The organism is Streptodolium elevatio, assembly GCF_053592165.1.
Genome location: NZ_JBSFVE010000001.1, coordinates 150,314 through 174,822, shown reverse-complemented (window position 1 = coordinate 174,822; position 24,509 = coordinate 150,314). Strand labels below are relative to the sequence as shown.

Genomic DNA, 24,509 nt, shown 5'->3' with positions numbered 1-24,509 from the left:
TTGCGGAACCGGGCAAAACGGAGCCGCCGAGTCCGGGCGTCGGCCGAATCGTTACATCATCAACACCTCCATGCCGGTACCTCCCGATGGCAGGCTAAGGGCGCTGCTCCCTGCACGGCGTCCCGTCCACGATCGGTGGAGGCACGATGCACGTTGCGCGACCCCCCGGAAGCACAGGCCCCGCGAACGCGACAGAAGGCGCGACCGAACCACCCCCGCCCACCGCGGAACCGCTCGGCGCGGACTGGTCCGGTCCGCGCGCGACCGATCCCCCGGTGCCCGGCTCCGTGTTCGTGGCGGGCGCCCGGCTGGGCGTCCCCGACGAGGCGCTGCCGCGGCCGGGCGAGGAAGGCGCGCACACCCGCCTCCTGCGGCGCGGCGCACGGGCGCTGCTGGAACGCCTGCCGCAGCTGACCGACCGGTTGGCCGCAGCGCTGTACGAGCACGAGGCCTCGTACCGCGAAGGGGTGGTGCCGCAGGACGAGGTGTGGCAGGGCTGCCACGAGTCGCTGCGCAGCGCCCTTCTCGCGCTGACCGCGCCCGACGGCGAGGGCAAACCCAGCCCGCACACCTGGCGGCACGGCCGGCGCCGCGCCGAGCAGGGGCTGCCGTTGGACGCGCTGTTGCACGCGTACCGCATCGGCGGGGTGATCGTCTGGCAGGAACTCGTCGAGACCACCATCGAGCGCGAACCGCAGGACGTGCACGAGCTGGTGCACGCCGCGACCGCGGTGTGGACGGTCGTCGACAACCACTCGACCGTGGTCTCCGACGCCTACCGCAGCGTCGCCAACGAGCTGACCAGCCATCACCACGAGCGTACGCGCGCGCTGTTGGACGCCCTGCTCGACGGCCACGCGGAGGCCTCGGACGTCGAAGCGGCCTCGGCGGTGCTCGACCTGCCGGAGGACGGCCGCTACGCGGTGGTGATGCTGCGGCACGCACGACCGGGCACCGGGCAGCACGACGGACCGCGCCCGTCCGGTGCCGACGGGGCGCACCTGCTGTGGCGCTCACGCGCCGACGCGGAGTTCGCGGTCGCACTGCTCTACAAGGACGCGGCCGAGGACAAGGTGCTCGGGGGGCTCGCGAAGACTCTTCGCCCGGGCGGGAGTTCGCGGGCCGGCATCGGACTCGTCGTGGACGGCCTGGCGGAACTGGGACGGGCCCGGCGCATGGCCGAAATCGCGCTGCGCACCTGTGCGGCCGACGGCGAGATCGCGCGACTGGACGAGCGGCTGCCGGCCGCGATGGTGGCGTGCCAGTCGGACCTGTCGGGCGTGCTCGCCTCGCGCACCTTCGGGGCGGTGTTCGCCCTGGACCCGGTCGACCGGGACCTGCTGCTCGGCACGCTCGCGGCGTGGTTCGACGCGGGCGGTTCGGCGGCCCGGGCGGGCGCCCGGCTGTTCTGCCACCGCAACACCGTGCTCAACCGCCTGCGCCGGCTGGAGCAACTCACCGGCCGGGACCTGGGGTTGCCCCGCGATCTTGTGGAGCTCGGGTTGGCCTTGGACGCGTACCGCATCGCCGGCCCGTGAACCCGCCGGTCAACGGCGTGGACCGGGGCTGTCGGCGGGCGCGGCGAAAGGAGGCTGATTGTGGGCACTCACAAGGTTCGGCGCGCTCCGCCCGAACGGGCTGTGCGGCTGCACAAGCCCGCGGCGGCGCGGTTGGTCCGGTGCCCTGTTCTGGCTTGTGTGTATGGACCTTGTATGCCGCCACGTGTTGTGGTGTCGGTCACTTCACGGCTCTGAGGGACAAGTCCGAGGAAGGAGGCAGGATGGCACGGGCGGAGCAGGACCCTCCGCAGGGGAGAAACCCCGCACCCAAGGCGGGCGGGGCAGCCCCCCGATCTCCGCAGGAAGGCGCGCTTGTCGTCGACAGGCTGCACGTCGCGTACGGGCGCTCAGTGCAGGCGCTGCGCGGCGTGAGCGTCGTGGTGCCCGCGAGCGGCATCGTCACCGTGCTCGGTGCGAACGGCGCCGGCAAGAGCACGCTGCTGCGGGCGATATCGGGGACACTCTTCCTGCACTCAGGAGCGATCGAGGGGGGCTCGATCACCTACCGCGGGCTCAACCTGCGCGGAAAGGACTCCGCCGCCGCGGTACGTGCCGGGATCGTGCAAGTGCCGGAGGGCAGGCGGGTGTTCGCGGGGCTCTCGGTCGCGGAGAACCTGCAGGCCGGGCTGCTGGGGACCGGCGGCCGCAGGTCCGCACGGGCCCGCGAGGCGCGCGAACGCGTACTCGAACTGTTCCCGGTGCTGGGGGAACGCGAGAGCCAGCAGGCCGGGCTGCTGTCCGGTGGCGAGCAGCAGATGCTCGCGATCGGGCGCGCCCTGATGGCAGGTCCCAAACTGCTGCTGCTCGACGAGCCTTCGCTCGGCCTGGCGCCGCAGATGGTCGGCCGCATCGCGACCGTGGTCCGGGACATCGCCCGGCAGGGCACAGCCGTTCTGCTGGTCGAGCAGAACGCCGCCGTCGCGCTCGATCTCGCCGACACCGCCTACGTGTTGGACGTCGGCGAGGTGCGCCTGAGCGGCGACGCCAAACAACTCGCGGCCACCGACGAGGTGCGCAGGCTGTACCTCGGTGAGGCCGACCACGCCGACGCCGACGCCGACGCCGACCACTCCGTGACGGCCGCGACGGCCGACACCGCCGCCGCGGGCGGCACCGGCCCCGCCGGTCCCGGACCAGCCGCCACCGGCACCGCCGAGACCGCCGCCGCGGTCCCGGCGGCCACCGGGCAGCGCGCACCGCTGCGGAGGTGGCGGGGATGACGACTTCCGGAGTTTCCGCCGCCCAGGTGCAGGACCCCGCGGCGCACGCCGACGAGGCGGTCCCCGAACTGGTCGTGCGAGCCGTCACAGTGCGCTTCGCGGGCCTGGTCGCACTCGACGCGGTCAGCTTCACGGTGTCGCCCGGCAGCATCCACGCGGTCATCGGCCCCAACGGCGCCGGCAAGTCGACGTGCTTCAACGTGCTGTCCGGCGTCTACCGCGCCGACCGCGGCACGGTGCACCTCGGCGACCAGGAGTTGACCGGCCTGCGCCCGGACCGCGTCGCGCGGATGGGCATGGCCCGCACGTTCCAGAACATCGTGCTCACCCAGGGCACGGTCGCCGACAACCTCATGCTCGGCCGACACGTGCTGACCCGGTCGGGCTTCGCCTCGACCGCGCTCAGCCTGCCCGGCGCCCGGCGCGAGCAGCGCCGGCACCGCGAACGCGCCCGCGAGATCGCCGAATTCCTGGACCTGGGACCGGTGTTCGACGCACCGGTCATGCTCCTGCCGTACGGCGTGCGCAAACGTGTCGAGATGGCCCGCGCCCTGTGCATGGAGCCCAAGGTGCTGCTGCTCGACGAACCGGTGGCCGGCATGAACGGCGGCGAACGCAAGCGCACCGCCGAGGCCATCGCCGCGGTACGCGACAGCCTCGGCATCTCGATCGTGATCGTCGAGCACGACATGGGCCTGATCATGCGGCTCGCCGACGAGGTGACCGTGCTCGACTTCGGACGCCGCATCGCGGGCGGGACGCCCGACCAGATCCGCCAGGACCCGGCCGTGATCCGCGCGTACCTCGGCACCGGGAACGAGGACGAGGACGAGGACGAGGCCCCGGGCCCCGTCGCGGGTGCGCCCGCACAGTCGGCACCACCCGTACAGGTACAGCGAGAGAACGAGGAGCGGCAATGACCAAGCTCTCCGAGATCGCCCTCAACGGGCTCGCTCTCGGATCGGTGTACGCCCTCATCGCCCTGGGCTTTGTGGTGATCTTCAAGGCCTCCGGGGTGATGAACTTCGCGCACGCGTCGCTGCTGCTGCTCGGCGGCTATGTCATCGCCAAGCTGCACGAGGACCTCGGGTTCGCCCTCGCGGTGCTGGTCGGCGTGGCGGTGACCGCGGTGGCGGCCGGACTGATCGAAGCCCTGTTCATCAGGGGGCTCGGCAAGGTCGAGCTGCACGTACTGACGATCCTCACCATCGGCATCGACATCCTGCTGACCACCGAACTGGTGCGCCGCATCGGGTCCGACAAGCTCTCGCTCGGCGACCCGTGGGGCGGCGACGCGGTGACGATCGGCGACGCGACCGTGGCCAAGGCCCGCATCGCCGCCATCATCACGGCGGTCGTGCTCATCGGGATCTTCTTCGCGGCCTTCCGGTTCACCTCGTGGGGCCTGTCGATGCGCGCCGCGTCCGAGGACCGCGAGGCTGCCGCGCTGATGGGCGTGCGCATGAAGCGCGTGCAGCTGATCGCCTGGTGCATCGCCGGCGCGCTGGCGGCCGTCGCCGCGGTCTTCCTGACCGCGTCGCCGACGCCCGGGCTCGACCGGACCACGGGGCTGGTGGCGCTGAAGGCGTTCCCCGCGGCGGTGCTCGGCGGCATGGACTCGGCGCTGGGCGCGCTGATCGGCGCCATGCTGATCGGCCTGAGCGAGGCCCTCGCGGCGGGCTACCAGAGCGACCTGGACGCCCTCGGGGGCGGCGTCTCCGGGGTCGCACCCTACGTCGTCATGATCCTCATCCTGCTGTGGCGGCCCACCGGGCTGCTCGGGTCGAAGGAACTGAGCCGTGTCTGACCTCCCCGCGGCGGACCCGGCCGCCAAGTCCCCCGACTCCGCGCGCATTCCGGTGACGCGCCCGCCGACCGGCGTGCTCCTGCGATACCTCCTGATCGTCGCGGTGCTGCTGGTGATGGCCGCGATGCCCTACTACCTGACCGACTTCTGGCTGCTCACCGGCCTGTTCGCGATGGCCGCGGCACTGGGGGCGATCGGGCTCAACATCCTGTCCGGGACCACCGGGCAACTCTCCCTCGGACACGCCTTCTTCCTCGCGGTCGGGGCGTACGGCTACATGTTCTTCTCCGGCGAGTCCGGCCGCAGCGGCACCCACGACATCAACGGGCTGGGCCTGCCGCCGACGGTAGCGCTCGTGCTCGCGGTGCTGTTCGCGGGTGTGGTGGGCGGCATCTTCAGCCCGATCTCCGGGCGGCTGCGCGGCATGTACCTGGGCATCGCGACGCTCGCGCTGGTCTTCATCGGCGAGCACGTCATGATCAACGCGCACAGCGTCACCGGCGGCTACAACGGCCGCGCGGCCGAGCCCATGGAGTTCTTCGGGTTCACGCTGTCCGAGCGCGACCCGGACGAACTGAAGGTGCTCGGCGTCGAGTTCGGAGCGTACGAACGCCTGTGGTACCTGGCCCTGGTGCTGCTCGTCGTCGGCATCCTGCTGGCCCGCAACCTGCTGCGCGGCCGCCCCGGGCGGGCGCTGGGCGCGGTACGCGACAGCGAGATCGCCGCCGCGGTCATGGGCGTGCCCGTCGCGCGCTACCGCTCGATGGCGTTCGTGGTCTCGTCGATGTACGCCGGTCTCGCCGGCGTGCTGCTCGCCCTCATCTTCGGCCGCGTGATCCCCGAGTACTTCGGGCTCGCCCTGTCGATCGACTACCTGGCGATGATCGTCATCGGCGGGCTCGGGTCGGTCGGCGGCGCGGTCGCGGGCGCGGTCTTCGTGACCGTCCTGCCCCAACTCTTCGCGCACTACGCCGCCTCGCTGCCTTTGGTGGTCGAGTCCGGCGGCGACGGCGTCGGCCCCACCGAGGCGGCGCGATACCTGTACGGCGCGGCGATCGTGCTGGTGCTGCTCTTCGCTCCCGGCGGGCTGGCCGGGCTGGCGAGGCGGCGCCCGCGTGCACCGAAACCCTCAGCGCGTGTCCCGGCCCGTTCATGGTCCCGGTTCCGTTCCCGTTCCCAGGAGCCCCAAGGAGCAGTCTCGTGAAGTCACGCAAGGGCACCAGAACCGCGGCAGCGGTCCTCGCCATCCTGGCGTTGACCGCCACCGCGTGCAGCAGCAAGGACGACGACGACGAGACGACGAACCCGCCAGCGGGGGCGTCCGGCTCGTCCGGCCAGGTCAAGACCGGTGCCGGCGTCACGGCCTCGGAGATCAAGGTCGGCGAACTCACCGACATGAGCGGGCCGTTCGCGCCGCTGGGCAAGAGTGTCACCAACGCCGAGGCGCTCTACTTCAAGCAGATCAACGGCCAGGGCGGCATCTGCGGCCGGCAGGTCAAGCTGGAGGTCAAGGACCACGCCTACGACCCGCAGAAGGCGCGGACCCAGTACACCGAGCTGTCCGGCAACGTCGTCGGCATCTCGCAGCTCATCGGTTCGGCGATCGTCACCCAGCTCCAGGACGACATCGACCGCGAGGGCATCCTGACACTGCCGCAGGCGTGGCCGTCCACGCTGCTGGGCAAGAAGACCATCCAGGTCACCGCGACGACGTACGACGTCGAGATCATCAACGGCGTCTCGTACCTCAAGCGGACCGCGAACCTCGCGGCCGGCGACAAGGTCGGCCACATCTACGCGGACGACGAGTTCGGGGCGAACAGCTTCGCGGGCGCCAAGTACGCGGCGCAGGCCGCCGGCCTGTCGCTCGTCGAGCAGAAGATCAAGCCCACCGACTCCGACATGACCGCGGCCATCACCGCGCTGAAGTCGGCGGGGGTCAAGGCGATCATCGTGAGCGCGAGCCCGCGTCAGGTCGGCCCGATCATGGCCACCTCCGAGGCCGCGGGCCTCAAGGTGCCGGTGCTCGCGCACTCGGTCGGCTTCCACCCGCAGCTGCTCGCGATCCCGGCGGTCGCCGGGGCCATGGAGCAGCGCCTGCTGGTGACGAGCCCCGTGCCGTCGATCAACAGCGACCTGCCGACGCTGACCAAGCTGGTCGCCGACTACACGGCGGAGTACCCGGGGCAGCCGATCGACCAGGGTGTGCTGTCCGGCTTCTCCACGGCCGCCATCTTCGGTGAGGCGCTGAAGGGTGCCTGCCAGGCGGGCGACCTGACACCCGCGGGTGTCGTGGCCGCGCACCGCAAGAACGCCGCACTCGACCTCGGCTACGGCGCGAAGCTGGACTTCTCGTCGCCGGACAAGCCGCCGTCGTACCAGACGTACATCCTGAAGGTCGACAAGAGCAAGGCCAGTGGCCTGGCGACGGTCGAGCAGGCCTTCGAGGCGCCTGAGGCGAAGACGTACACGCTGCCCAAGGCGGGCTGAACCGCACCGCGGCGCGGGCGGGTGGACCGTTCCGCCCGGTCGTGACGCGGTGACTGTGGGTCGAACCCCCCGGGGTTCGGCCCACAGTTGCGTCCGGGATCGCCGTGCTCCGTCGGGCCCGCCGTGCTCCCTCGGTCGCCCGAACTCCGGTCGCCCGTCAGGCGGGACGCAGGAGGACGACGCCGACCGGCCGGTGCGGTGCGGCGGTTCGCAGCTCGGTGGAGCGGATGTGGGCGAGCAGCCCGTGCGCGCCGACGTCCTCGAGGAGCCGTACGGTGTCGGGCCACAGCGCGGCCGGCAGCGATTCGACCGCGCCGCCGTTGAGCAGGACCAGGGTGTGCACCCCGCGGCACCCCGAACTGCCCCAGGTGGCACCGGCGGCGGCCGAGGGTCGGGCACCCGCGGCATGGCGCGTACCGCCGGGGTCGCTGACCGCGCGCACCGTCGTGTCGCGGCGGATGAGGACCGTGCCGGGGCCGAGGACCAGGTGGTCGAGGCGGCCCTCGGTGAGGCGTACGGCGACCACCGACGCGGTCGGTGTGCCGTGCAGCGCCAGGTCGCAGCGCCCGCCGTGCAGCGCCGCGGTCTCCGCGATGGCGTCGGACAGGCAGTCGGCGACCGGGCGTTCGGGCCGGTCGACGAGCCGGGTCAGCAGGTGCGCGCCCAACCGCCGGATGTACCAGCCCGTTCCGTGCCCGCAGCCCTCGACCGAGGTGCGGTGTACGAAAGCGGTCGTCGTCACCACCGCGGCCTCCGGTGTGGCCAGCGCGAACACCCGGTCGCGGCGCCGCGACCGGGCGTCCGCGGGCGACACGGCCGCCTCGTCGCGGAACGGGTCGCGTACGCCCGTCCCCTCCCCGCCCGCGTCGCCCGGACCGCTGGAGTTCGAGCCCGGGTCGGTCACCACCTCGACATGCACGGTGATCAGTCTCGGGGAGGCGGCCGCCCCGAGGCAGGCACACCGGACGGATTGGCTCGAACGTGTCACTCCGGCGTGACCTGATAGGACATCAGGACACCGGCCCAGGGGGCCCGTTGCCGACCGCCTCGCCGCACGGCCGCGGTGTCTGTCGGGCCGCGCCGCCCGTCGGGCCGCGCCGCCCGTCAGGCCTGGGCACCGGTCAGGCCGTCGTGTCCAGGATCTCGCGCACCATGGCCATCGTGGTGCCCGGGTGCAGGAACGCGAAGCGGGCCACCGTCTCGCCCTCCCAGCCCGTCGGCGTCACGAAGCCGACCTGGCCGGCGAGGAGGCGGTCGGACCATGCGGTGTAGTCCTGCGCGGTCCAGCCGGTCCGGCGGAAGACGACGGCGGACAGTTCGGGGTCGCGGACCAGTTCGAGGTGCGGCGTGGCGCGGACGAGGGCCGCGGTGTCCCGGGCGAGGGTGAGGGCGGTCTCGACGGCTTCGGTGTACGCGCGGGTGCCGTGCACCGCGAGCGAGAACCACAGCGGCAGGCCGCGGGCCCGGCGGGTCAGGTGGTGTGCGTAGTCGGTCGGGTTCCAGACCTGGTTCTCGTCGGTGTGCAGGACGTCCAGGTAGCTGGCGTCCTGGGTGTGCACGGCCTGGGCGAGGTGGGGGTTGCGGTAGAGCAGCGCCGCGCAGTCGAAGGGCGCGAACAGCCACTTGTGCGGGTCGATCACGAGCGAGTCGGCGTGCTCGACGCCGGCGTACCTGGCCCGGACCGAGGGCGCGAACAGCCCGGCTCCGCCGTAGGCGCCGTCGACGTGGAACCAGAGGTTGTACTCGCGCGCCACGTCGGCGATGCCGGCCAGGTCGTCGATGATCCCGGCGTTGGTGGTCCCGGCGGTGGCGACGACCGCGGCCACGTCGTGGGGGTGCGGGTCGGCGGCGAGCGCGGCGCCCAGGGCCTCGCCCGTGAGGCGGTGGTCGGTGGTGGGAACGACCAGGGCCTCCGCGCCGATGATGCGCAGCGTGTTGGTGACCGAGGAGTGCGCCTGGTCGGAGACGGCCACGCGGATGCGGTCGTACGCGCCGAGCCCGCGCGCGCTGCGTCCCGTGTCGCGGGCGACGACGAGCGCGGACAGGTTCGCGGCCGAACCGCCGGAGACGAAGCAGCCGCCCGCGGTGGCCGGCATCTCGGCGAGGTCGGCGAGAAGGCGCAGGACCTGGTTCTCGGCGGCTATCGCGCCGGACGCCTCCAGCCACGAGATGCCCTGGAGCGAAGCGCAGGACACGACCATGTCGAACAGCAGCGCGGCCTTGGTGGGCGCGGCCGGGATGAAGGAGAGGAAGCGGGGGCTGTCGCACGAGATGACGGTCGGGGCGAGCTGCTCGGCGTACAGGCGCATCACGTCGGCGGGGTCGTTGCCTTGCTCGCCCAGCAGGCCGGTGAGCACGCGGTCGAGCTTGTCCTTGTCCCCGGGGTGGTCCAGCGGGACCGGGTCGAGCTGGAGGCGCTCGCGCATGTAGGCGAAGACCAGGTCGGTCAGGGCGGGGTCGTAGCTGTGCATCGACATCGGCAGCCGGGCTTCCGTGGAGGGCGGACGTCTGCGGGTCGCGCAGCGTCGGCGGTGCTGGCCCCCGGGCACACGGACGCCCGCCCCGGGTGTGGGCGGGCGTGCGGAACCGCGTGTTCGGGTCGTGGGATCGGCTTGGGAGCGTATCCCGTGGCGCGGTCCGAAAGTCAACCGCGCGCGGCCGGAAATGCCCCCGGCCGACGGAGGGCTGCCCATAAATCAAGCCTGTACAGAAAACCTGTATGGCCATACAGTCCACAGTGACCACGCCCCCGCCCCGCATCGCGAGCCCTCGCGCCGCGACGGCCCGACCCCCGCGCGGAGGTCCCGATGGGACAAGAAGCAGCCGACCGCCACAGCACCGCCACCCCGGAGCGGCACGGGGTCGACACGATCCCGGAGGCCGAGCGCACGGCCCGCCCCCGGGACCTCGTGGCGATCCTCGTCGGCGCCAACCTGGGGTTCACCAACATCGTGTTCGGCTGGCTGGCCGTGTCCTACGGCCTCGGCTTGTGGGCCGCGCTGACCGCGAACATCGTCGGCACGCTGCTCGGCGCCGCCTTCGTGGCACCGCTCGCGCTGGTGGGGCTTCGCTCGGGGACGAACAACTCGGTCGGCTCGGGGGCGTACTTCGGAGTACGCGGCCGACTCATCGCCTCGGTGATCGGCGTGCTGCTGTCCACCGGCTTCATGGCGGTCAGCGTGTGGGCGGGCGGCGAGGCCATCGTGGCGTCGCTGGCGAGGCTGGTCGACCTGCCCGAGACGGACGGCGCGTACGCGGCGGGCTACGCCCTGCTGGCCGCCGCCGCGACACTCGCCGCGGTCTACGGCTTCCGCTGGATCGTGCTGCTCAACCGGCTCGCCGCACCGGTCATGACGGCCGTCATCGTGCTCGGGCTGGCCGCCTTCTGGACGAAGATCGACTTCTCCGCGCCGGGCGACCCGTCGGCGTACGCGCTCGGCTCGTTCTGGCCCACCTGGCTGCTCGCCATGGTCAGCACCGGCATCGCCGGCCCGGTCTCCTTCGTCACGCTGACCGGCGACTGGACGCGCTACATCTCACCGCGCCGGCACAGCGGGCGCGCGGTCGTGCGCGCGACCGGGCTCGGCATGGTCGCGGGCCTCGTCGTCCCGCAGGTCTTCGGCGTGCTCACCGCCGTCGCCACCTTCGACCCCGACGCCGGCTACGTCGCGGGCCTCGTGCACGCCGCACCCGCGTGGTTCCTGGTGCCGATCCTGGTCTGCGGCCTGGTCGGCGCGCTCGGCCAGTCCGGCATCGTGCTCTACGGCATGGGCCTCGACCTCGACGCGATCCTGCCGCGCCTGAGCCGCGTCGCGTCCACCGTGCTGGTCGCCGCGACCTCCATCGGCCTGGTCTTCCTCGGCAAGTTCGGGTGGGACGCGGAGGAGTCGGTCACCACCTTCGTGCTGGTCCTGACCTCGCTCGCGACACCATGGGCGGCGATCACGCTGACCGGCATGGCTCGTACGCGCGCCCGGTTCAGCGAGCCGGACCTCCAGGTGTTCAACCGGCGCCGCCGCGGTGGCGCGTACTGGTACACGGCGGGCTGGAACCTGCCCGCGACGGTGTCGTGGGTGGTGGGCAGTGCCGTCGGGCTGCTGTCGAACTCGTCGTCGTCCTTCACCGGACCGATCGCCGACCTGTGCTCGGGCGTCGACGTCAGCTTCTTCACCTCGGGAGTCGCGGGGGTGGTGTGCTACCTGCTGCTCACCACCGCCGTGCGCCCCCGGACCCCGGCCGCGTCGTCGGAGCCGTCGGAGCAGTCGGAGCCGTCGGCGACGATGCCGCCGACGGTCACGGCAGAAGCAGCCGGGCCAGGACGTCGATGAGCAGCTCGCGGGCCATCTCCGGAGGCACGGCCGGGTCTTCCAGGACGATCGGGAGCCCGATCCCGTCGACCACCGCGAGGGCCTGCCGCGCGACCCGCTCGGGATCCGCGTCGGCCCGGAAGCGCCCGCTCGCGACGCCGTCCGCGACCGTCCCGGCCAGCAGCGCGCGCCACTTCGCGTTGTCCGCCAGCACCTCGGCCCGCCACTCGGGGTCGCGCTGCGCCCAGCGCCACGCCTCGACCCACAGCTGCCAGGCGTAGGGGGCAGCCTCGTCGGCGAAGCCGACCACGAACGAGCACGCCTTCTGCATGCGCTCCCAAGGGTCGGCCAGGTCCGCCACCGCCGCGCGTACGCCGTCCAGGTCGCGCTTCGCGGCGTACCGGAACGCCGCCATCAGCAGGTCCTCGCGGTTGCCGAAGTAGTACTGCAGCGTGGAGATCGGTACACCGGACACCTCGGAGACGTCCGCGAACCGTGTGGCGTCCGCGCCGCGTTCGCCGATCACGACGCACGCGTGTGCGAGCACGTCCTCGCGCTTGCGCCCGGACCGGCGGCCCCCTCGGCGCAGGGGAGCGGGCGGGAGGGCGGAAGCGGGGGAGTCGGACACGTCCATGTGTCTATCACGCGCGTGCCGACCGCTGTGACGTGCGGGGGCGGGCGTCGCGGGGAACCCGGTGGGCGCACGCGGGGGTGTGCCCCGGCACGCGCCCGGGTGCATGCCCGCACCGCCCGCCGAGTGGCTCTAGGCTGCCCGCCATGACCGATGCCGAGAGCCGCCGCGCGATCAACGAGGCCATCAACTCGCTCAAGCGGTTCGTCAACAGCAGGCAGTTGGACGCGCTGCACGCGGCCCGTTCGGGGGTCGCGCTGAATCTCGTCGCGATCGGGATCCTGCACCGGGTGATCGACCACGGCCCGATCCGGCCGACCGAGCTCGCGGAGCTGGCCGACATCCAGCCGGCGGCGCTGAGCCGGCAGATCCGGATCCTGGAGGAGGGCGGCCACATCGTGCGGACCGGCGACGCCGAGGACGGCCGGGTCTCGCTCGTCGAGGCGACCGCCGAGGGGCGCGCGGCGTACGACAGCTTCGCGGCGGCCAACGACACTCTGCTCGCCGAGCAGCTGAAGGGCTGGACGGCCGAGGAACTGGGCGGTCTGGCGGCGCAGATGCAGCGCCTGGTGGCCGACCTGCGCGGCGTGCGGCGGCCGGGGGAGTCCGCCACCGGAACTAATTGACATGGTTAAGTAGTCGGGTTACGTTCCCGGGGTCGTACGCTCGCCAACCGCTCCGGGGAGACAGTCGTGGCCTGGGACTTCAGCACCGACCCGGAGTTCGCACGCGAACTCGAGTGGATCCGCGCCATGGTCGTGGACGAGATCGAGCCCCTCGACCTCGTCCGCCACCGCATGAGCCCGGCCAACTGGCGGGCCGTCACCGACCCGCTCAAGCAGCGCGTCAAGGACCGCGGCCTGTGGGCCGCGCACCTGGACCCGGAGCTCGGCGGCCAGGGCTTCGGGCAGGTCCGGCTCGCCCTGATGCACGAGGTGCTGGGCCGCACCGGTTCGGCACCGAACATCTTCGGCAACCAGGCGCCCGACTCGGGCAACAGCGAACTCCTCGCGGTGGGCGCGAACGACGAGCAGAAGAAGCGCTGGTTGTGGCCGCTGCTCGACGGGAAGCTCACCAGCTGCTTCTCACTCACCGAGCCGCACACCGCCGGGTCGGACCCGACCGGCATCAAGACGCGCGCGGTGCGGGACGGCGACGCGTACGTCATCGACGGCCACAAGTGGTTCGCCTCCAACGCCTCCCGCGCGGACTTCGTCCTGGTTTTCGCGGTCACCGACCCCGACGCGGAACGGCACCGCCGCGCCTCGATGTTCGTCGTCGAGCGCGGCACGCCAGGCATGGAGATCGTGCGCGACGTGCACACCATGCACCACCCGTACGAGGGCGAGGCGACCCGCAACCTCGGCGGTCACGCCGAGATCCGCTTCACCGGCTGCCGGGTCCCGGCCGACCACATGATCGGCGACCCCGGCGACGCGTTCGTGCTCGCGCAGAAGCGCCTCAACGGCGGGCGCATCCACCATGCGATGCGCTGGATCGGGCAGTGCCGGCGGGCGTTCGACATGCTGTGCGAGCGCGCGGTCTCGCGTACCTCGCACGGGAAGCGGCTGGCCGACCAGCAGTTGATCCAGCAGATGGTCACCCGGTCGAACATCGAGATCGAGGCGTTCCGGCTGCTGACCCTCAAGGCCGCGTGGACCTGGGACAACGAGGGCCCCAAGGCCGCGCGCCAGGCGGTCTCCGAGGTGAAGTACTGGGGCGCGCAGATCCTGCACGACGTCGTCGACCGGGCGATCCAGGTGCACGGCGCGCTCGGCTACTCGACCGACCTGCCGTTGGAGGAGATGTACCGGCTCGCCCGCAACTTCCGCCTCTCCGACGGCGCCGACGAGGTGCACATCCAGCAGATCGCCAAGATGATCCTGCGCCGCTACGAGGCCGTCGAGGGCTGGCCCACCGAGCACATCCCCACCCGCCGCGCGGAGGCGGAGCGCCGGTACGCCGACTGGCTCGACATCCCGGCGCCGCAGCCGCACCGGACCGGCGGCGCGTCGTGAGCGGTACGCACCCTTCCGCCGACCCGCGCGACGACGAGCCGGTCCCGCCGCGGCGCCTCGCCGAGTGGGCCGCGAAGGCCGGACTCGTGGACGCCGGAACCCCTTTGACGGTCGCTCAGCTCAGCGGCGGGGCCTCGAACCTCACCTACCGCGTCACCGGGGGCGGCCACGACTGGGTGCTGCGGCGCCCACCGGCGCGCGGCGCACTTCCCACGGCGCACGACATGGCGCGCGAGTACCGCGTGCAGGCCGCGCTCGCCGGATCCGGCGTGCCGGTCGCCGCGATGGTCGCCCTCTGCGAGGAACCGGCGGTCCTGGGCGCGCCCTTCTATCTGATGGAGCGCCTCGACGGCGTCTTCCACACAGATGCCGCCGAGGTGGCGGCGCTGCCGGCGCCCGTGGCGCGCGAGGCGGGCCTCAACCTCGTCCGGGTGCTGGCGACCCTGCACCGCGTCGACCCGGCCGGGGTCGGGCTCGGCGCGATGATCCGGCCCGAGCCGTACCTGCACCGGCAGTTGCGGCGGTGGCGGGGGCAGTGGGACCGCGTCGGGTTCGAGGACGTGCCCGCACTAGACGGCCTCCTGCGGCGGCTGGCCGCCGAGGTACCGGAGTCGTCCGCGCTCGGGATCGTGCACGGCGACTACAACCTCGGCAACGTGATGTACCGCGCGGACGACTCCGCCGAGGTCCGCGCGGTGCTCGACTGGGAACTGTCCACGGTCGGCGACGCGGCCGCGGACCTCGGGCAGTTGCTCGCGTACTGGGGGCCCGCGGGACGGCTGCTGAACGCCTACCGCGGCGGCCATCTGCCGGACGCGAACGCGGCGCTGCCGGACCGGCAGGCGCTGGTGGAGGCGTACACCGAGGCCGTCGGAAGGCCGGTGCCCGATCTCGGGTACTACGAGCGCTTCGCGGTGGTGAAGCTCGCCGTCATCTGCGCGGGGGCGCTGGCCCGGGCGAAGGCGCCCGAACCGGAACGGGTGCGGCGCACCGTCGGTCTCGTCGCCGCGCTCGCGGGGATCGCGGAGGCGGTGGGCGGCTGACCGGACGCCGTTGCGACCTGGCGGGGGTACTTCCGCAGGGTGCGCGGGCGGCGGGCGGGAGGCTCCGGGGACGGCGGCTGTGGGCAGGACGAAGGAGGGGGCAGGCCCGCCCCGGCCGGGCCTGCCCCTGTGTCCCGTACGACCATGACGGGACGCTAAGCATCCTGTATGCAACGAGACGCGATACTCCACCGCTCGATCACAAATCCCGAGTGATTTTACCTTTCCAAGGACAACCTTCGGGCTATATGCCCGAGTTACGGTGATACCGAAGCACGCGGCAGGCCCCAACCGGACTTTCGCTATCCCTACAGCGCGGTCATGCGTCCGCCGCTGACCACGAGGGTCTGCCCGGTGACATAGCGCGACGCCGCGGAGCACAGGAACACCGCGCACGGCCCGATGTCCGTCTCGGTGTCGCCGATCCATCCCATCGGGATCAGCGCCGTCACCCGCGGCTCCATCGTCGGGTCCAGCCGCATCGCGTTGTCCAGCGCGGGCGTGACCGCGAGCGGAGCGAGCCCGTTCACCCGGATCTTGTCCGGACCCCACTCGCGCGCCAGCGACTTGACGAAGCCGCGCTGCGCGCCCTTGGCCGCCGCGTAGAACGACAGGTTCGCGCTGCCCTGCATGCCCGCGGGCGACGTCAGCAGCAGGTACGAGCCCGCCGTCGCCTTCAGGTACGGGTGCGCCGCGCGCGCCAGCGTGTACGACGCGACCGAGGCCACCGCCGCGTGCTCGTTCCACAGGTCCACCGGAGCGTGCTCCAGGTCGACCGGTTCGCTCGAACGCCGGCTCGTCGCGTTGTGCACCACCGCGTCCAGCCGCCCGAACTGCTCCACGGCCGCGGCCAGTGCGGCGTCCACCGCCTCGGCGGAGGTCACGTCGCACACCACGCCCGCGGCCGTACCGCCCGCCGCGACGATCGCGTCGGCCACCTCGGCGGCGGCCTCCCTGCGCCGCGCGGTGACCACGACCGAGGCCCCGGCCGCGCCGAGCGCGAGGGCGATGCCCTGGCCCACGCCCGCGGCGGCGCCGGTCACCAGCACGGTCTTGCCGGTGAGGGAGCCGGGCAGCGAGGTGTCGGGCGCGCCCTGGGCGGACGCGTGGGCCGATCCGTTGCGAGAACCGCTGTCGGAAAGCGTCACGGCACCATCAGAGCTCCACCGTCGAGTGCGAACGTGCTACCGGTCAGATGCCGTGCGCCGGGCGCGCACAGGAGCAGGACGACGTCCGCGACCGCCTGCGGCGACATCGCGTCCTCGCCGAGCGCGGACTCGCTGCGGTCCACATCCGTGCCGCGCAGCCCCTCGGCCTCCGCGTCCAGGGCGAAGACCGTCGGGGCGAGCAGGTGGACGGTGACGCCGTCGCGCGCCCAGCGCCGCGCCGCCGACTTGCCGAGCGCCCGAAGCGACTCGGCGGCGGTGGCCAGCGGCACCAGGCCGGCGCCGCCCTCGATGGCCACACTCGGCGCCACCAGCACGAACCGGCCGCCGGTCGGGGTGAGGAGGGGGTGCGCGCCCTGAAGGGCCGTCAGGCCGTGCCGGATCGGCTCCTCGGCGAGCCGGTCCCAGTCCTGCGGCGAGAGGTCCACCACGGCGCCGGGGGTCGCCGACCCGGGGGTGTAGGGCGCGTGCACGACCAGGTCCACGCCCGCCGCCACGTCCAGGCCCGCGTCGCGTACGGCCGCCGCCAGGTCGGCGCCCGCCTCGGCGACGGCGACCTGCGCGCCCGCCGCCCGCAAGGTGTCGACGACCGCCGTGGCCACGTCCGACGGGCCCACCACGACCGCCGTGCGCGGACCGTGCCTTCCAGGTTCTCCGGCCACGCCGTACGCCCCTTTCCGGTGGACTTCCCGTCCACCCGCTGCCAACCCACGCGAATTCCCCGTTTTCGGGCCCCGCTCCCGACGCCGCGACGCTAGTTCGGTCTTCGTACGATGACAAGGCGCCCCGGCCCTCGATGTGATGCCCCGTCAGAAACCCTGGGACCTCGGACAACGGCCGTCCGCCGGGCTGTCCGCCAGGCTGTCTGCCGGTCCGGCCGCCGGCCTGTCCGTCGGCCGGGGTGACCAGTGGTCGCGGCCGCCCCGAGAGGCTGCCGGGGGTCTCGCCAGGGGCCTTTGGGGGCCGCGTCCGAAGCCGTGTTCGACCCGGGGTCGAACCCCTGTCCGGTCGTGCGCCGAACGGTGAAAACCGGACGCCAGGACTCCAACGGCTGTCGGTGCGGATCCGTAGCCTTGAATCATCCCGGCGGACGACCGGGCGCACGGGCGGGGGAGGCCACGGTGGATGTCACGGCTTTTGTCGCATTGCTCGACGAACTCGATTCGGACGACGGCGCGTTGACCACACGGCTCGGCAACGAACTGCCCGCGCAGGTGCGTCGGCAACGCGACGTGCCCGCGCGACTGGTGCGCGCCCGCACGGTGGTCTACCACTTCCCGGGGTCCATACCCACCATCCGCAACTGGCGGCTGACCGGCGCACACGTCGCCTGTCTCGTCGAAGGGGCGGGCCCGGCCCACGGAGTCCTGCGGCTGCTGCGTGGGCTCGCACCCCGGCACGCCTGGGCCTACCTGGACGGAACGCGCGGGCTCGCCGAGTCGATCCGCATCCGCCTCGGCGCCGACCCCGCCGCCTGGGCCCGACTACAGCGCGAACTCGCCTCCTATCCAGGGCTGTTGCCCGAACTGGTGGAAGACGCCGCCAAGGGCGCCAAGGCCGCCGGTGGTCGCGCGGTGCCGCGCGTACCGGCCGCGCCGCGCGGAATACGCATCGAGATGCGCCAGTTGCTGATGCTGCTGGACGCCGGGACCCTTGCCGCCCTGATATCGCACCTGGACCGGCGCACGGTCGTCGACCTCGCCCGCTTCGGCGCGCCGCTGCCGCCCGAGACACTGGCCTGGGTGGTCGCCATGGCGTCGCCGCGCGAACGCCTGACGCTCGCGAAGGCGCGCTGGAGCCGCCCCGATCTGGCCGCCGCGCTGGTCGAGTTGGACGACACCGACATCAACGCCGCGGTGTACCTCAACGCGCACACCTCGGTCGCGGTCCGCGCGCGCATCATGGCCGCGGCCGACCGTGTGCCGCTGCACTCGTCGGTCCTCGCCCGCGTACGCGACAACACCAGCCGCTCGATGCGGTTGCCGGCCCTGTGGTCGGGCGATCCGCTGCTGGTGCGCGCGGCCCTGCTGCGCCGCGACCACACCTCCAGTTCCCCGCAGGAGTGCCTGCGCGCGTGGGAGCGCGAGGGCTACGACGCGCTGGCCGCGCTCTTCCGGCCGTACTCGTACGAACAGGGCGCCGCCCCCGCGCCGTTCCGGCTGCCGCGCTACCGCTCGATGCTGCTCGCCGCCGTGGAGGGCGTATGGCGGCGGCACGGTGTGGAGGAGGCCGCCCGCCTGGTGCACGAACTGCCCGTGACACCACGCGACAAGCAGCATTTCGCCGAGCTGTTCGCCCAGGAGGACGGCCCCGAGCGACTGCGCTCCGAGATCGCCGCGAAGACCGCTCCGCGCGTCCTCGTGAAACGGCTGCGCAGGCCCAGCCCCACGCAGTTGTGGCCGCTGATCGAGTCGCCGTGGATCGACTGGCCGACCGTGGAGCGGGCCGAACACGCGCAGCCGCTGTCCGGCGCCGCCTGGGGGCTGCTCGCGAGCAGCCCGGGCTGCCCCGACCGCGTGGTGCCCGAAGTCGTCGACCTGTCGGGCGAGTCCGCGGTCGCCGGTGCGGGCCGCTGGCCGACCGGCCCCGACGTCATCGTGCCGCGCGAGTGGACCGGCAACGGCTACACGGTGGCCGAACCGGCGCGGCGCGGCAGCGCGATGCCGCCGGATCACCTGTTCCGCGCGGTCGCCCCGGCGGCGCGGGCACTCAACACGTATGGCTGCCTCACCGAGCTGACCGCGGCCGCCCCCGGCTCGCTGCGCTACCACGACCATCTGCGCGAGCTGGTCGGCCGCCACCTGGGCTCGTCGACCGAGGCGCGCGTCGTCGCGATGCGCCTGCTCCCGGACTTCACCGGGACCACCGAGGAACTGCTCGCGACGGCGGCCGCCATGACCCTTGTCGATGTCAAGTAACACTCCTAGGGTGACGGATCGTCATATCCGTACGCACCCGTAGGGGCCCCGCATGTCCGATCGCGCCAAGAAGGTCGCCGTCGCCGAGAACCTCCTGGCAATGCTTTCCAGCCAGGATCTGGACGGCATCATGGCCGCCTACGCCGCCGAGCCCACGGTCCACGACCCGGTCGGCACGGAGCCCAAGGTCGGGCGCGAAGCGGTGCGGGCGTTCTACGAGTCGGTGGTCCCGCTCAAGCCGACCGCCACGCTGCTCGGCCCGGTGACCGTGTCCGGCGACTACGCGGCGTTCCAGTTCAAGCTGGAACTCACCATCGGGGACAACCTGGTGACGGTCTACGCCACCGAGATGTTGCGGTTCGACGAAGCCCTGCTGGTCACCGAGATGACCGCGGTCCCGGACCTGGAGGCGGCCGCGGGCTGAGCCGCGGCCTGCGAAACGTTTCGGCGACGGGCGGTGACCGGAACGGTTGCCGCCCCTCGCCGTGTTTGGCCGAATTCGCTCCGCGGAGCGGATAACAATTGCGCTGGAGAGGTGATGTCGTACAACCGAATCAATAGCATCCCCCTGCATGAGCACTTCCCCTGATGCAGCCTCACCTCTGCCCACCCGCAACCAGGGTTTGCCCACCCGCGTTCCCACCGGCCGACCGGGCGGGCGCCACCGCAGACCAGAGGCACCGGAGATCCCGCAGGGCGCGCCGCCGCTCGTCCTCGCCGTTCCCGGCCCCGCCAACCCGGCGCTCGACGAGGTGGTACGCGAGGTCGCCCTGCTCGCCAGAGCGGGCCGCCCCGGACTGGACATCCGCCCCGCGCTGCTCGGCGAGGGCGCGACCGACCTGACGCCCGTGCTGGGACCCGTGGCCGGCCCCGCCGCCCCCGAGTCCGCCGACGCGTTCACCGCCGACTCCGCCGACGGGTTCACGGCCGAGTTCACCGACGAGCCGGGTGGCTTCGACGTGGACGCGCCGGAGGCCGGGCGCACCCCGGAGACCGCCGACGAGGTCCGGGAAGCGGCCCAGGAGGCCGCTCAGGAGGCCGCCGACCGGGTCGCGGCCGACGTGCCGGCCTCCGCGGGCCCCGCCGTCGTCGTACCGCTGCTCATCGGGCCGCACCCGGAGATCGAGGCGCGGGTCCGGGCGACCGTCGAGGCGTCCGGGCGCCACCTGTTGGTGACCGAGCCGCTCGGCCCGCACCCGCTGCTGGCCGAGGCGCTGCACGAACGCCTGTCCGAGGCCGGGCTCGCGCGCGCCGACCGGGCACGCCTGTTCACGGTCGTCACCGCCGCCGACGGCATTGTGCTCGCCACCACCGGCGGCGCCGAGGCGCTGCAGTCCGCGGACATGACCGGCGTTCTGCTGGCGGCCCGGCTCGCGCTGCCGGTCGTCACCGCCGACCTGGAGGTCCCCGGGTCGGTGGCGCGGGCGGCCGCGGGCCTGCGGCAGATGGGCGCCGAGCGCCTGGCGCTCGCGCCGTACGTACTCGGCCCCGACCTCGAGCCCGGTCTCGTCGAGGCGGCCGCCGAGGAGGCCGGCTGCACCGCGGCCGAGTCGCTGGGCGCACACGGCGCGATAGCGCAACTGGTGCTCCGCGCCTACCTGGACGCGGCCGGGATCCGCGACTGAGCGGAGCCGAGAGACAGACCGTACGGAAAGGGCGGGACCCGGGGGAGTCCCGCCCTTTGGCACGTCCGCACGGCGCGACCGCTCGGGGCCACATGCGCGGCCGGGGTTCGGGGACTCCACATGCGTCCGCCGCGCCTCCGTTTGGGGGTGCCGTTCGACAGTTCCGCATGGGGCCTGAGCCGGGGGCTCCGCCGGGAGGTCCGCCGGGATGTCCGCTCCGGATCGTCTGAGCGGGTTGTTCGCGGCCGCATCACTCCCCGTCCGGCGTGCCGGGGCTCGCAAACGGCTTTTTCCCGTGGGATGTTGCGTTCAGAAAAGAACGGAAAAGCAGTGCATTGTCCGGAACATCGATGATTTCCGGACGCTTCCCGGCGGGCAGGAGAACGATCAGCCATGAGAATCGACCTCTTCCGATCGCGTGCCCGCGTCGCACTGGTCGCGGCGGGCTGCGCGGCCGCCCTGGCCGCGTGCTCCTCCGGAGGTGCCGGCGACGTCCAGCGTGACGGTGCCTCGGCTCCCCGGGGGCCGCAGGCGCCGGGCGACGCCGCCCACCGCGCCGCACCCGCGCCCGGGGCGCCGGCCCCCGGGACGTCCCCCGCAGCGCCGGCGGGGACCCAGCGCTTCACGCTGGTGGCGACGGGCGACGTGCTGGCCTATCCGTCGATCATGCAGCAGGCGCAGGCCGACGCCGGCGGCAACGGCTACGACTTCCACAAGATCTACGCCGGCGTGCTCCCCATCGTGCGCGACGCCGACGTCTCGCTCTGCCACATGGAGACCGTGTACGGAAAGCCGGGCGGCCCGTTCACCGGCTACCCGCTGTTCAAGGCCCCGCCGCAGATCGCCCGCACACTCGCCGACACCGGCTACGACGGCTGCTCGACGGCGTCCAACCACACCCTCGACGACGGCTTCTCGGGCATCGAGCGCACGCTCGGCGAACTCGACACCGTCGGCGTCCGGCACGCGGGCTCGGCGCGCAGCGCCGAGGAGGCGGCCGCGCCGACGATCCTGGACGTCAAGGGCGTCAAGGTCGCCCACCTGTCATGGACGTACGCGACCAACGGCATCCCGCTGCCCGCGGACAAGCCCTGGGCCGTCAACGTCGTCGACGTCTCGCGCATCGTCGAGGAGTCGCGCGCGGCCCGCCGCGCCGGTGCCGACATCGTGGTCCTCAGCATGCACTGGGGCACCGAGTGGCAGCGCAAGCCCGACTCCGACCAACTCGCCTGGGCCCGCGAGTTGACCGCCTCCAACGACGGCGGCCGCAAGGACGTCGACCTGATCCTCGGCACCCACAACCACGTCCCGCAGCCGTACGCCAAGGTCAACGGCACGTGGGTGGTCTACGGCATGGGCGACCAGATGGCCAACTTCCCGGGCCAGGACAAGATGGCCGGCAACTACAGTTCGATCGCCCGCTTCACCTTCGCGCGCGGCGCGGACGGCGGCTGGGCGGTCGACCAGGCCGAGTTCCTGCCGCAGTTCAGCGACCCGGGCCCGCCGTTCCGCATCGTCAACATCAACGCCGAGATCGCCGCGGGCTCGCCGCGCGCCGGGGCGTACCAGGCTCCGCTGGAGTCGATCCGGGCCGCCGTGCTGTCCGAGGGGGCGGCGGCCGACGGGCTGCGGGAGTCCGCCGACGGACGGTGACTTCGCCGGGCAGCCGGCGATTTCACGGGTGGTTACGTCGGATTTGCCTCGGAAGTCTTGGAACGAACGCGCGTAGACCCTAGGGTCGTGCGCCGTATCTCCGCGCGTTTCGTACTTGTGCCCGAGACAGTTCCCAGGATTTTCCCAGGAGCGAAAATGACAGTTCTCCGGCGTCGGCACCGCGGGTGGCTCGCTGTGGCCACTGTGGCCACAGCGAGCCTCATAGGCGGCCTGACCACTGCAGCACCGGCCTCGGCCGACCGCGGCGCGCCGTCCCGCACGATGGACCTCCAACTGCTCGCGATCAACGACCTGCACGGCAACCTCGAACCGCCGCAGGGCAGTTCGGGGAACATCACGGAGATCGGGCCGGACGGCGCACCCAAGGCCACCCCCGCGGGCGGCGTCGAGTACCTCGCGACGCAGCTCAAGGCGGCCCGCGCCAAGAACCCCAACTCGCTCACCGTCGCGGCCGGCGACATGATCGGCGCCAGCCCCCTGCTGTCCGGCCTGTTCCACGACGAGCCCACCATCGAGGCGCTCAACGGCCTGGGCCTGGACGTCAGCTCGGTCGGCAACCACGAGTTCGACGAGGGCCGCGCCGAGCTGCTGCGCATGCAGAACGGCGGCTGCCACCCGAAGGAGGGCTGCTACAAGCCCAGCGGCGCGGAGTTCGGCGGCGCCGACTTCGAGTACCTCGCCGCCAACGTCGTCGACCAGCGCACCGGCCTGCCGATCATGGCGCCGGTCAGCATCAAGTACGTCAACGGCGCCTGGGTCGGGTTCATCGGCATGACGCTGGAGGGCACGCCCGACATCGTCACCGCCGAGGGCGTGAAGGGCCTCAGGTTCAAGGACGAGGTCGAGACCGCCAACCGCTACACCAAGCTGCTCAAGCTGCTCGGCATCAAGTCCATCGTCGTGCTGCTGCACGAGGGCGGCCTGCCGTCGAGCAACGTCTACAACTACGACTGCAACGCGGGCGGCTCACTCGGACTCAGCGGCCCGGTCGTCGACATCGCCAAGAACCTCGACTCCGAGATCGACGCCGTCGTCACCGGCCACACGCACCAGTCGTACGTGTGCAGCATCCCCGACCCCAAGGGCCAGCCCCGCCTGGTCACCAGCGGCGCGTCCTTCGGCCGCCTCTACACCGAGATCAACCTGACGTACGACATGCGCACGCGCGACATCGTGCGCACCAAGGTCGCCGCGGCCAACCACGTCGTACGCCGTGACGTCGCCAAGGACCCGGTGATGACCTCGGTCATCACCGAGTGGAACAAGCTCGCGGCCCCGGTCGCGAACCGCCAGGTCGGCTGGATCGCCGGCAAGATCGACGGACGCGGCTCCACCGCACCGGAGAGCCCGATGGGCGACCTGATCGCGGACGCCCAACTGGAGGCGACCGCCGCACCGGACAAGGGCGCCGCGCAGCTGGCGTTCATGAACCCGGGCGGCATCCGCAGCGACTTCGCGTACGAAGGCCCCGAGGGCAACGGCGTCGTCACGTACGCCGAGGCGTTCACCGTCCAGCCGTTCACCAACATGATGGTGACGCAGACCCTCACCGGGCAGGCGATCCTCGACGTGCTGACCCAGCAGGTCACCGGAGCCAACGCGGCGAACCCGCGCTGGCTCCAGGTCTCGAAGGGCTTCACCTACACCGTCGACCGGTCGCAGACCGGCGCCGCGAAGATCGTCGCGGGCAGCGTCAAGCTCAACGGCGAGCCGATCGACACGGCGAGGACCTACCGCGTCTCGGTCAACGAGTTCCTGGCCGGCGGCGGCGACGGCTTCCCGGCCCTCGCGACCGGCACGGACAAGCTGGTGGGCTCCTCCGACCTGGACGCCCTGCTCGCCTACCTGGGCGCGCACTCGTCCGCGACCGCCCCGCTCCCGGTCCCGGCCGCGGACCGGATCACCTTCACCGCCTGACCGCCTGACCGGTTGCCTGGTTGGCCGCCTGACCGGGTTGCTCCTCGGGTCACTCGGCCCGCTCGGCCAGGCAGCACGGACGATCTGACGGGCAGACAGAACGAGGGCCCCGCACACCTTCTGGGTGTGCGGGA

20 protein-coding genes are annotated in these 24,509 nt (G+C 72.5%); 15 read left to right on the top strand and 5 right to left on the bottom strand.

Annotated features, from left to right (window positions below; all coding sequences use genetic code 11):
- Positions 1 to 146 precede the first annotated feature (146 nt).
- The 6 genes from ACWD12_RS00755 to ACWD12_RS00730 all read left to right on the top strand — a co-directional run bounded on the left by ACWD12_RS00755 (position 147) and on the right by ACWD12_RS00730 (position 7,076).
- A complete protein-coding gene (locus ACWD12_RS00755) occupies positions 147 to 1,538 on the top strand; it encodes a PucR family transcriptional regulator (protein WP_450097763.1) in 1,392 nt (463 codons plus the stop codon).
- Between the two features lie 242 nt (positions 1,539 to 1,780).
- Positions 1,781 to 2,779 (top strand): ABC transporter ATP-binding protein, encoded by a 999-nt coding sequence (locus tag ACWD12_RS00750; RefSeq protein WP_450097762.1) that lies wholly within the window; start codon positions 1,781 to 1,783, stop codon positions 2,777 to 2,779.
- Positions 2,776 to 3,699, top strand: coding sequence for an ABC transporter ATP-binding protein (locus tag ACWD12_RS00745; protein ID WP_450097761.1), 924 nt, complete (start codon positions 2,776 to 2,778; stop codon positions 3,697 to 3,699). The genes ACWD12_RS00750 and ACWD12_RS00745 overlap by 4 nt, the downstream gene beginning before the upstream one ends.
- Positions 3,696 to 4,586, top strand: a complete 891-nt coding sequence (locus ACWD12_RS00740; RefSeq protein ID WP_358347341.1) for a branched-chain amino acid ABC transporter permease — start codon at positions 3,696 to 3,698, stop codon at positions 4,584 to 4,586. The genes ACWD12_RS00745 and ACWD12_RS00740 overlap by 4 nt, the downstream gene beginning before the upstream one ends.
- Positions 4,579 to 5,790, top strand: coding sequence for an ABC transporter permease subunit (locus tag ACWD12_RS00735; protein ID WP_435838956.1), 1,212 nt, complete (start codon positions 4,579 to 4,581; stop codon positions 5,788 to 5,790). Before ACWD12_RS00740 ends, ACWD12_RS00735 begins: the two co-directional genes overlap by 8 nt.
- The gene (locus ACWD12_RS00730; protein WP_450097760.1) at positions 5,787 to 7,076 is read left to right on the top strand and encodes an ABC transporter substrate-binding protein; all 1,290 of its coding nucleotides are present in this window, start codon (positions 5,787 to 5,789) and stop codon (positions 7,074 to 7,076) included. The genes ACWD12_RS00735 and ACWD12_RS00730 overlap by 4 nt, the downstream gene beginning before the upstream one ends.
- A gap of 157 nt (positions 7,077 to 7,233) precedes the next feature.
- Here the strand turns inward: ACWD12_RS00730 and ACWD12_RS00725 are convergent, their stop codons facing one another.
- Together ACWD12_RS00725 and ACWD12_RS00720 are read right to left on the bottom strand one after the other, a co-directional pair.
- Positions 7,234 to 7,995 (bottom strand): hypothetical protein, encoded by a 762-nt coding sequence (locus ACWD12_RS00725; protein ID WP_358347347.1) that lies wholly within the window; start codon positions 7,993 to 7,995, stop codon positions 7,234 to 7,236.
- Between the two features lie 202 nt (positions 7,996 to 8,197).
- Positions 8,198 to 9,553 carry a pyridoxal phosphate-dependent decarboxylase family protein gene (locus tag ACWD12_RS00720; RefSeq protein WP_450097759.1) on the bottom strand — a complete coding sequence of 452 codons (1,356 nt, stop codon included), beginning with the start codon at positions 9,551 to 9,553 and terminating at the stop codon, positions 8,198 to 8,200.
- Positions 9,554 to 9,883: 330 nt separating this feature from the next.
- Between ACWD12_RS00720 and ACWD12_RS00715 the strand changes: the two genes are divergently transcribed.
- On the top strand, positions 9,884 to 11,404 hold the full coding sequence (locus ACWD12_RS00715; RefSeq protein WP_450097758.1) for a purine-cytosine permease family protein: 1,521 nt from the start codon (positions 9,884 to 9,886) through the stop codon (positions 11,402 to 11,404).
- Here the strand turns inward: ACWD12_RS00715 and ACWD12_RS00710 are convergent.
- The gene (locus ACWD12_RS00710; protein WP_358347355.1) at positions 11,370 to 12,011 is read right to left on the bottom strand and encodes a TetR/AcrR family transcriptional regulator; all 642 of its coding nucleotides are present in this window, start codon (positions 12,009 to 12,011) and stop codon (positions 11,370 to 11,372) included. The genes ACWD12_RS00715 and ACWD12_RS00710 overlap by 35 nt on opposite strands.
- A gap of 149 nt (positions 12,012 to 12,160) precedes the next feature.
- Between ACWD12_RS00710 and ACWD12_RS00705 the strand changes: the two genes are divergently transcribed.
- From ACWD12_RS00705 to ACWD12_RS00695, 3 genes are all read left to right on the top strand, one after another.
- On the top strand, positions 12,161 to 12,640 hold the full coding sequence (locus tag ACWD12_RS00705; RefSeq protein ID WP_358347358.1) for a MarR family winged helix-turn-helix transcriptional regulator: 480 nt from the start codon (positions 12,161 to 12,163) through the stop codon (positions 12,638 to 12,640).
- Positions 12,641 to 12,706: 66 nt separating this feature from the next.
- A complete protein-coding gene (locus ACWD12_RS00700) occupies positions 12,707 to 14,032 on the top strand; it encodes an acyl-CoA dehydrogenase family protein (protein ID WP_450097757.1) in 1,326 nt (441 codons plus the stop codon).
- The gene (locus ACWD12_RS00695; RefSeq protein WP_450097756.1) at positions 14,029 to 15,075 is read left to right on the top strand and encodes a phosphotransferase family protein; all 1,047 of its coding nucleotides are present in this window, start codon (positions 14,029 to 14,031) and stop codon (positions 15,073 to 15,075) included. Before ACWD12_RS00700 ends, ACWD12_RS00695 begins: the two co-directional genes overlap by 4 nt.
- 308 nt (positions 15,076 to 15,383) lie before the next feature.
- Here the strand turns inward: ACWD12_RS00695 and ACWD12_RS00690 are convergent, their stop codons facing one another.
- Entirely contained in the window at positions 15,384 to 16,223 is an 840-nt protein-coding gene (locus tag ACWD12_RS00690; RefSeq protein ID WP_450097755.1) for an SDR family NAD(P)-dependent oxidoreductase, read from the bottom strand.
- Positions 16,220 to 16,903: an SDR family oxidoreductase gene (locus tag ACWD12_RS00685; protein WP_450097754.1), complete on the bottom strand. Its 684-nt coding sequence runs from the start codon at positions 16,901 to 16,903 to the stop codon at positions 16,220 to 16,222. Before ACWD12_RS00685 ends, ACWD12_RS00690 begins: the two co-directional genes overlap by 4 nt.
- Positions 16,904 to 17,362: 459 nt before the next feature.
- Between ACWD12_RS00685 and ACWD12_RS00680 the strand changes: the two genes are divergently transcribed.
- From ACWD12_RS00680 to ACWD12_RS00660, 5 genes are all read left to right on the top strand, one after another.
- Positions 17,363 to 19,159 (top strand): hypothetical protein, encoded by a 1,797-nt coding sequence (locus tag ACWD12_RS00680; RefSeq protein ID WP_450097753.1) that lies wholly within the window; start codon positions 17,363 to 17,365, stop codon positions 19,157 to 19,159.
- Positions 19,160 to 19,211: 52 nt separating this feature from the next.
- Positions 19,212 to 19,583, top strand: coding sequence for a nuclear transport factor 2 family protein (locus ACWD12_RS00675; RefSeq protein ID WP_450097752.1), 372 nt, complete (start codon positions 19,212 to 19,214; stop codon positions 19,581 to 19,583).
- A 148-nt stretch (positions 19,584 to 19,731) separates the two neighbouring features.
- Positions 19,732 to 20,784, top strand: a complete 1,053-nt coding sequence (locus ACWD12_RS00670; RefSeq protein ID WP_450097751.1) for a sirohydrochlorin chelatase — start codon at positions 19,732 to 19,734, stop codon at positions 20,782 to 20,784.
- Between the two features lie 393 nt (positions 20,785 to 21,177).
- A complete protein-coding gene (locus tag ACWD12_RS00665) occupies positions 21,178 to 22,437 on the top strand; it encodes a CapA family protein (RefSeq protein WP_450097750.1) in 1,260 nt (419 codons plus the stop codon).
- Positions 22,438 to 22,593: 156 nt separating this feature from the next.
- Positions 22,594 to 24,375, top strand: a complete 1,782-nt coding sequence (locus ACWD12_RS00660) for a bifunctional metallophosphatase/5'-nucleotidase (RefSeq protein ID WP_450097749.1) — start codon at positions 22,594 to 22,596, stop codon at positions 24,373 to 24,375.
- The last annotated feature ends 134 nt before the right edge of the window (positions 24,376 to 24,509 follow it).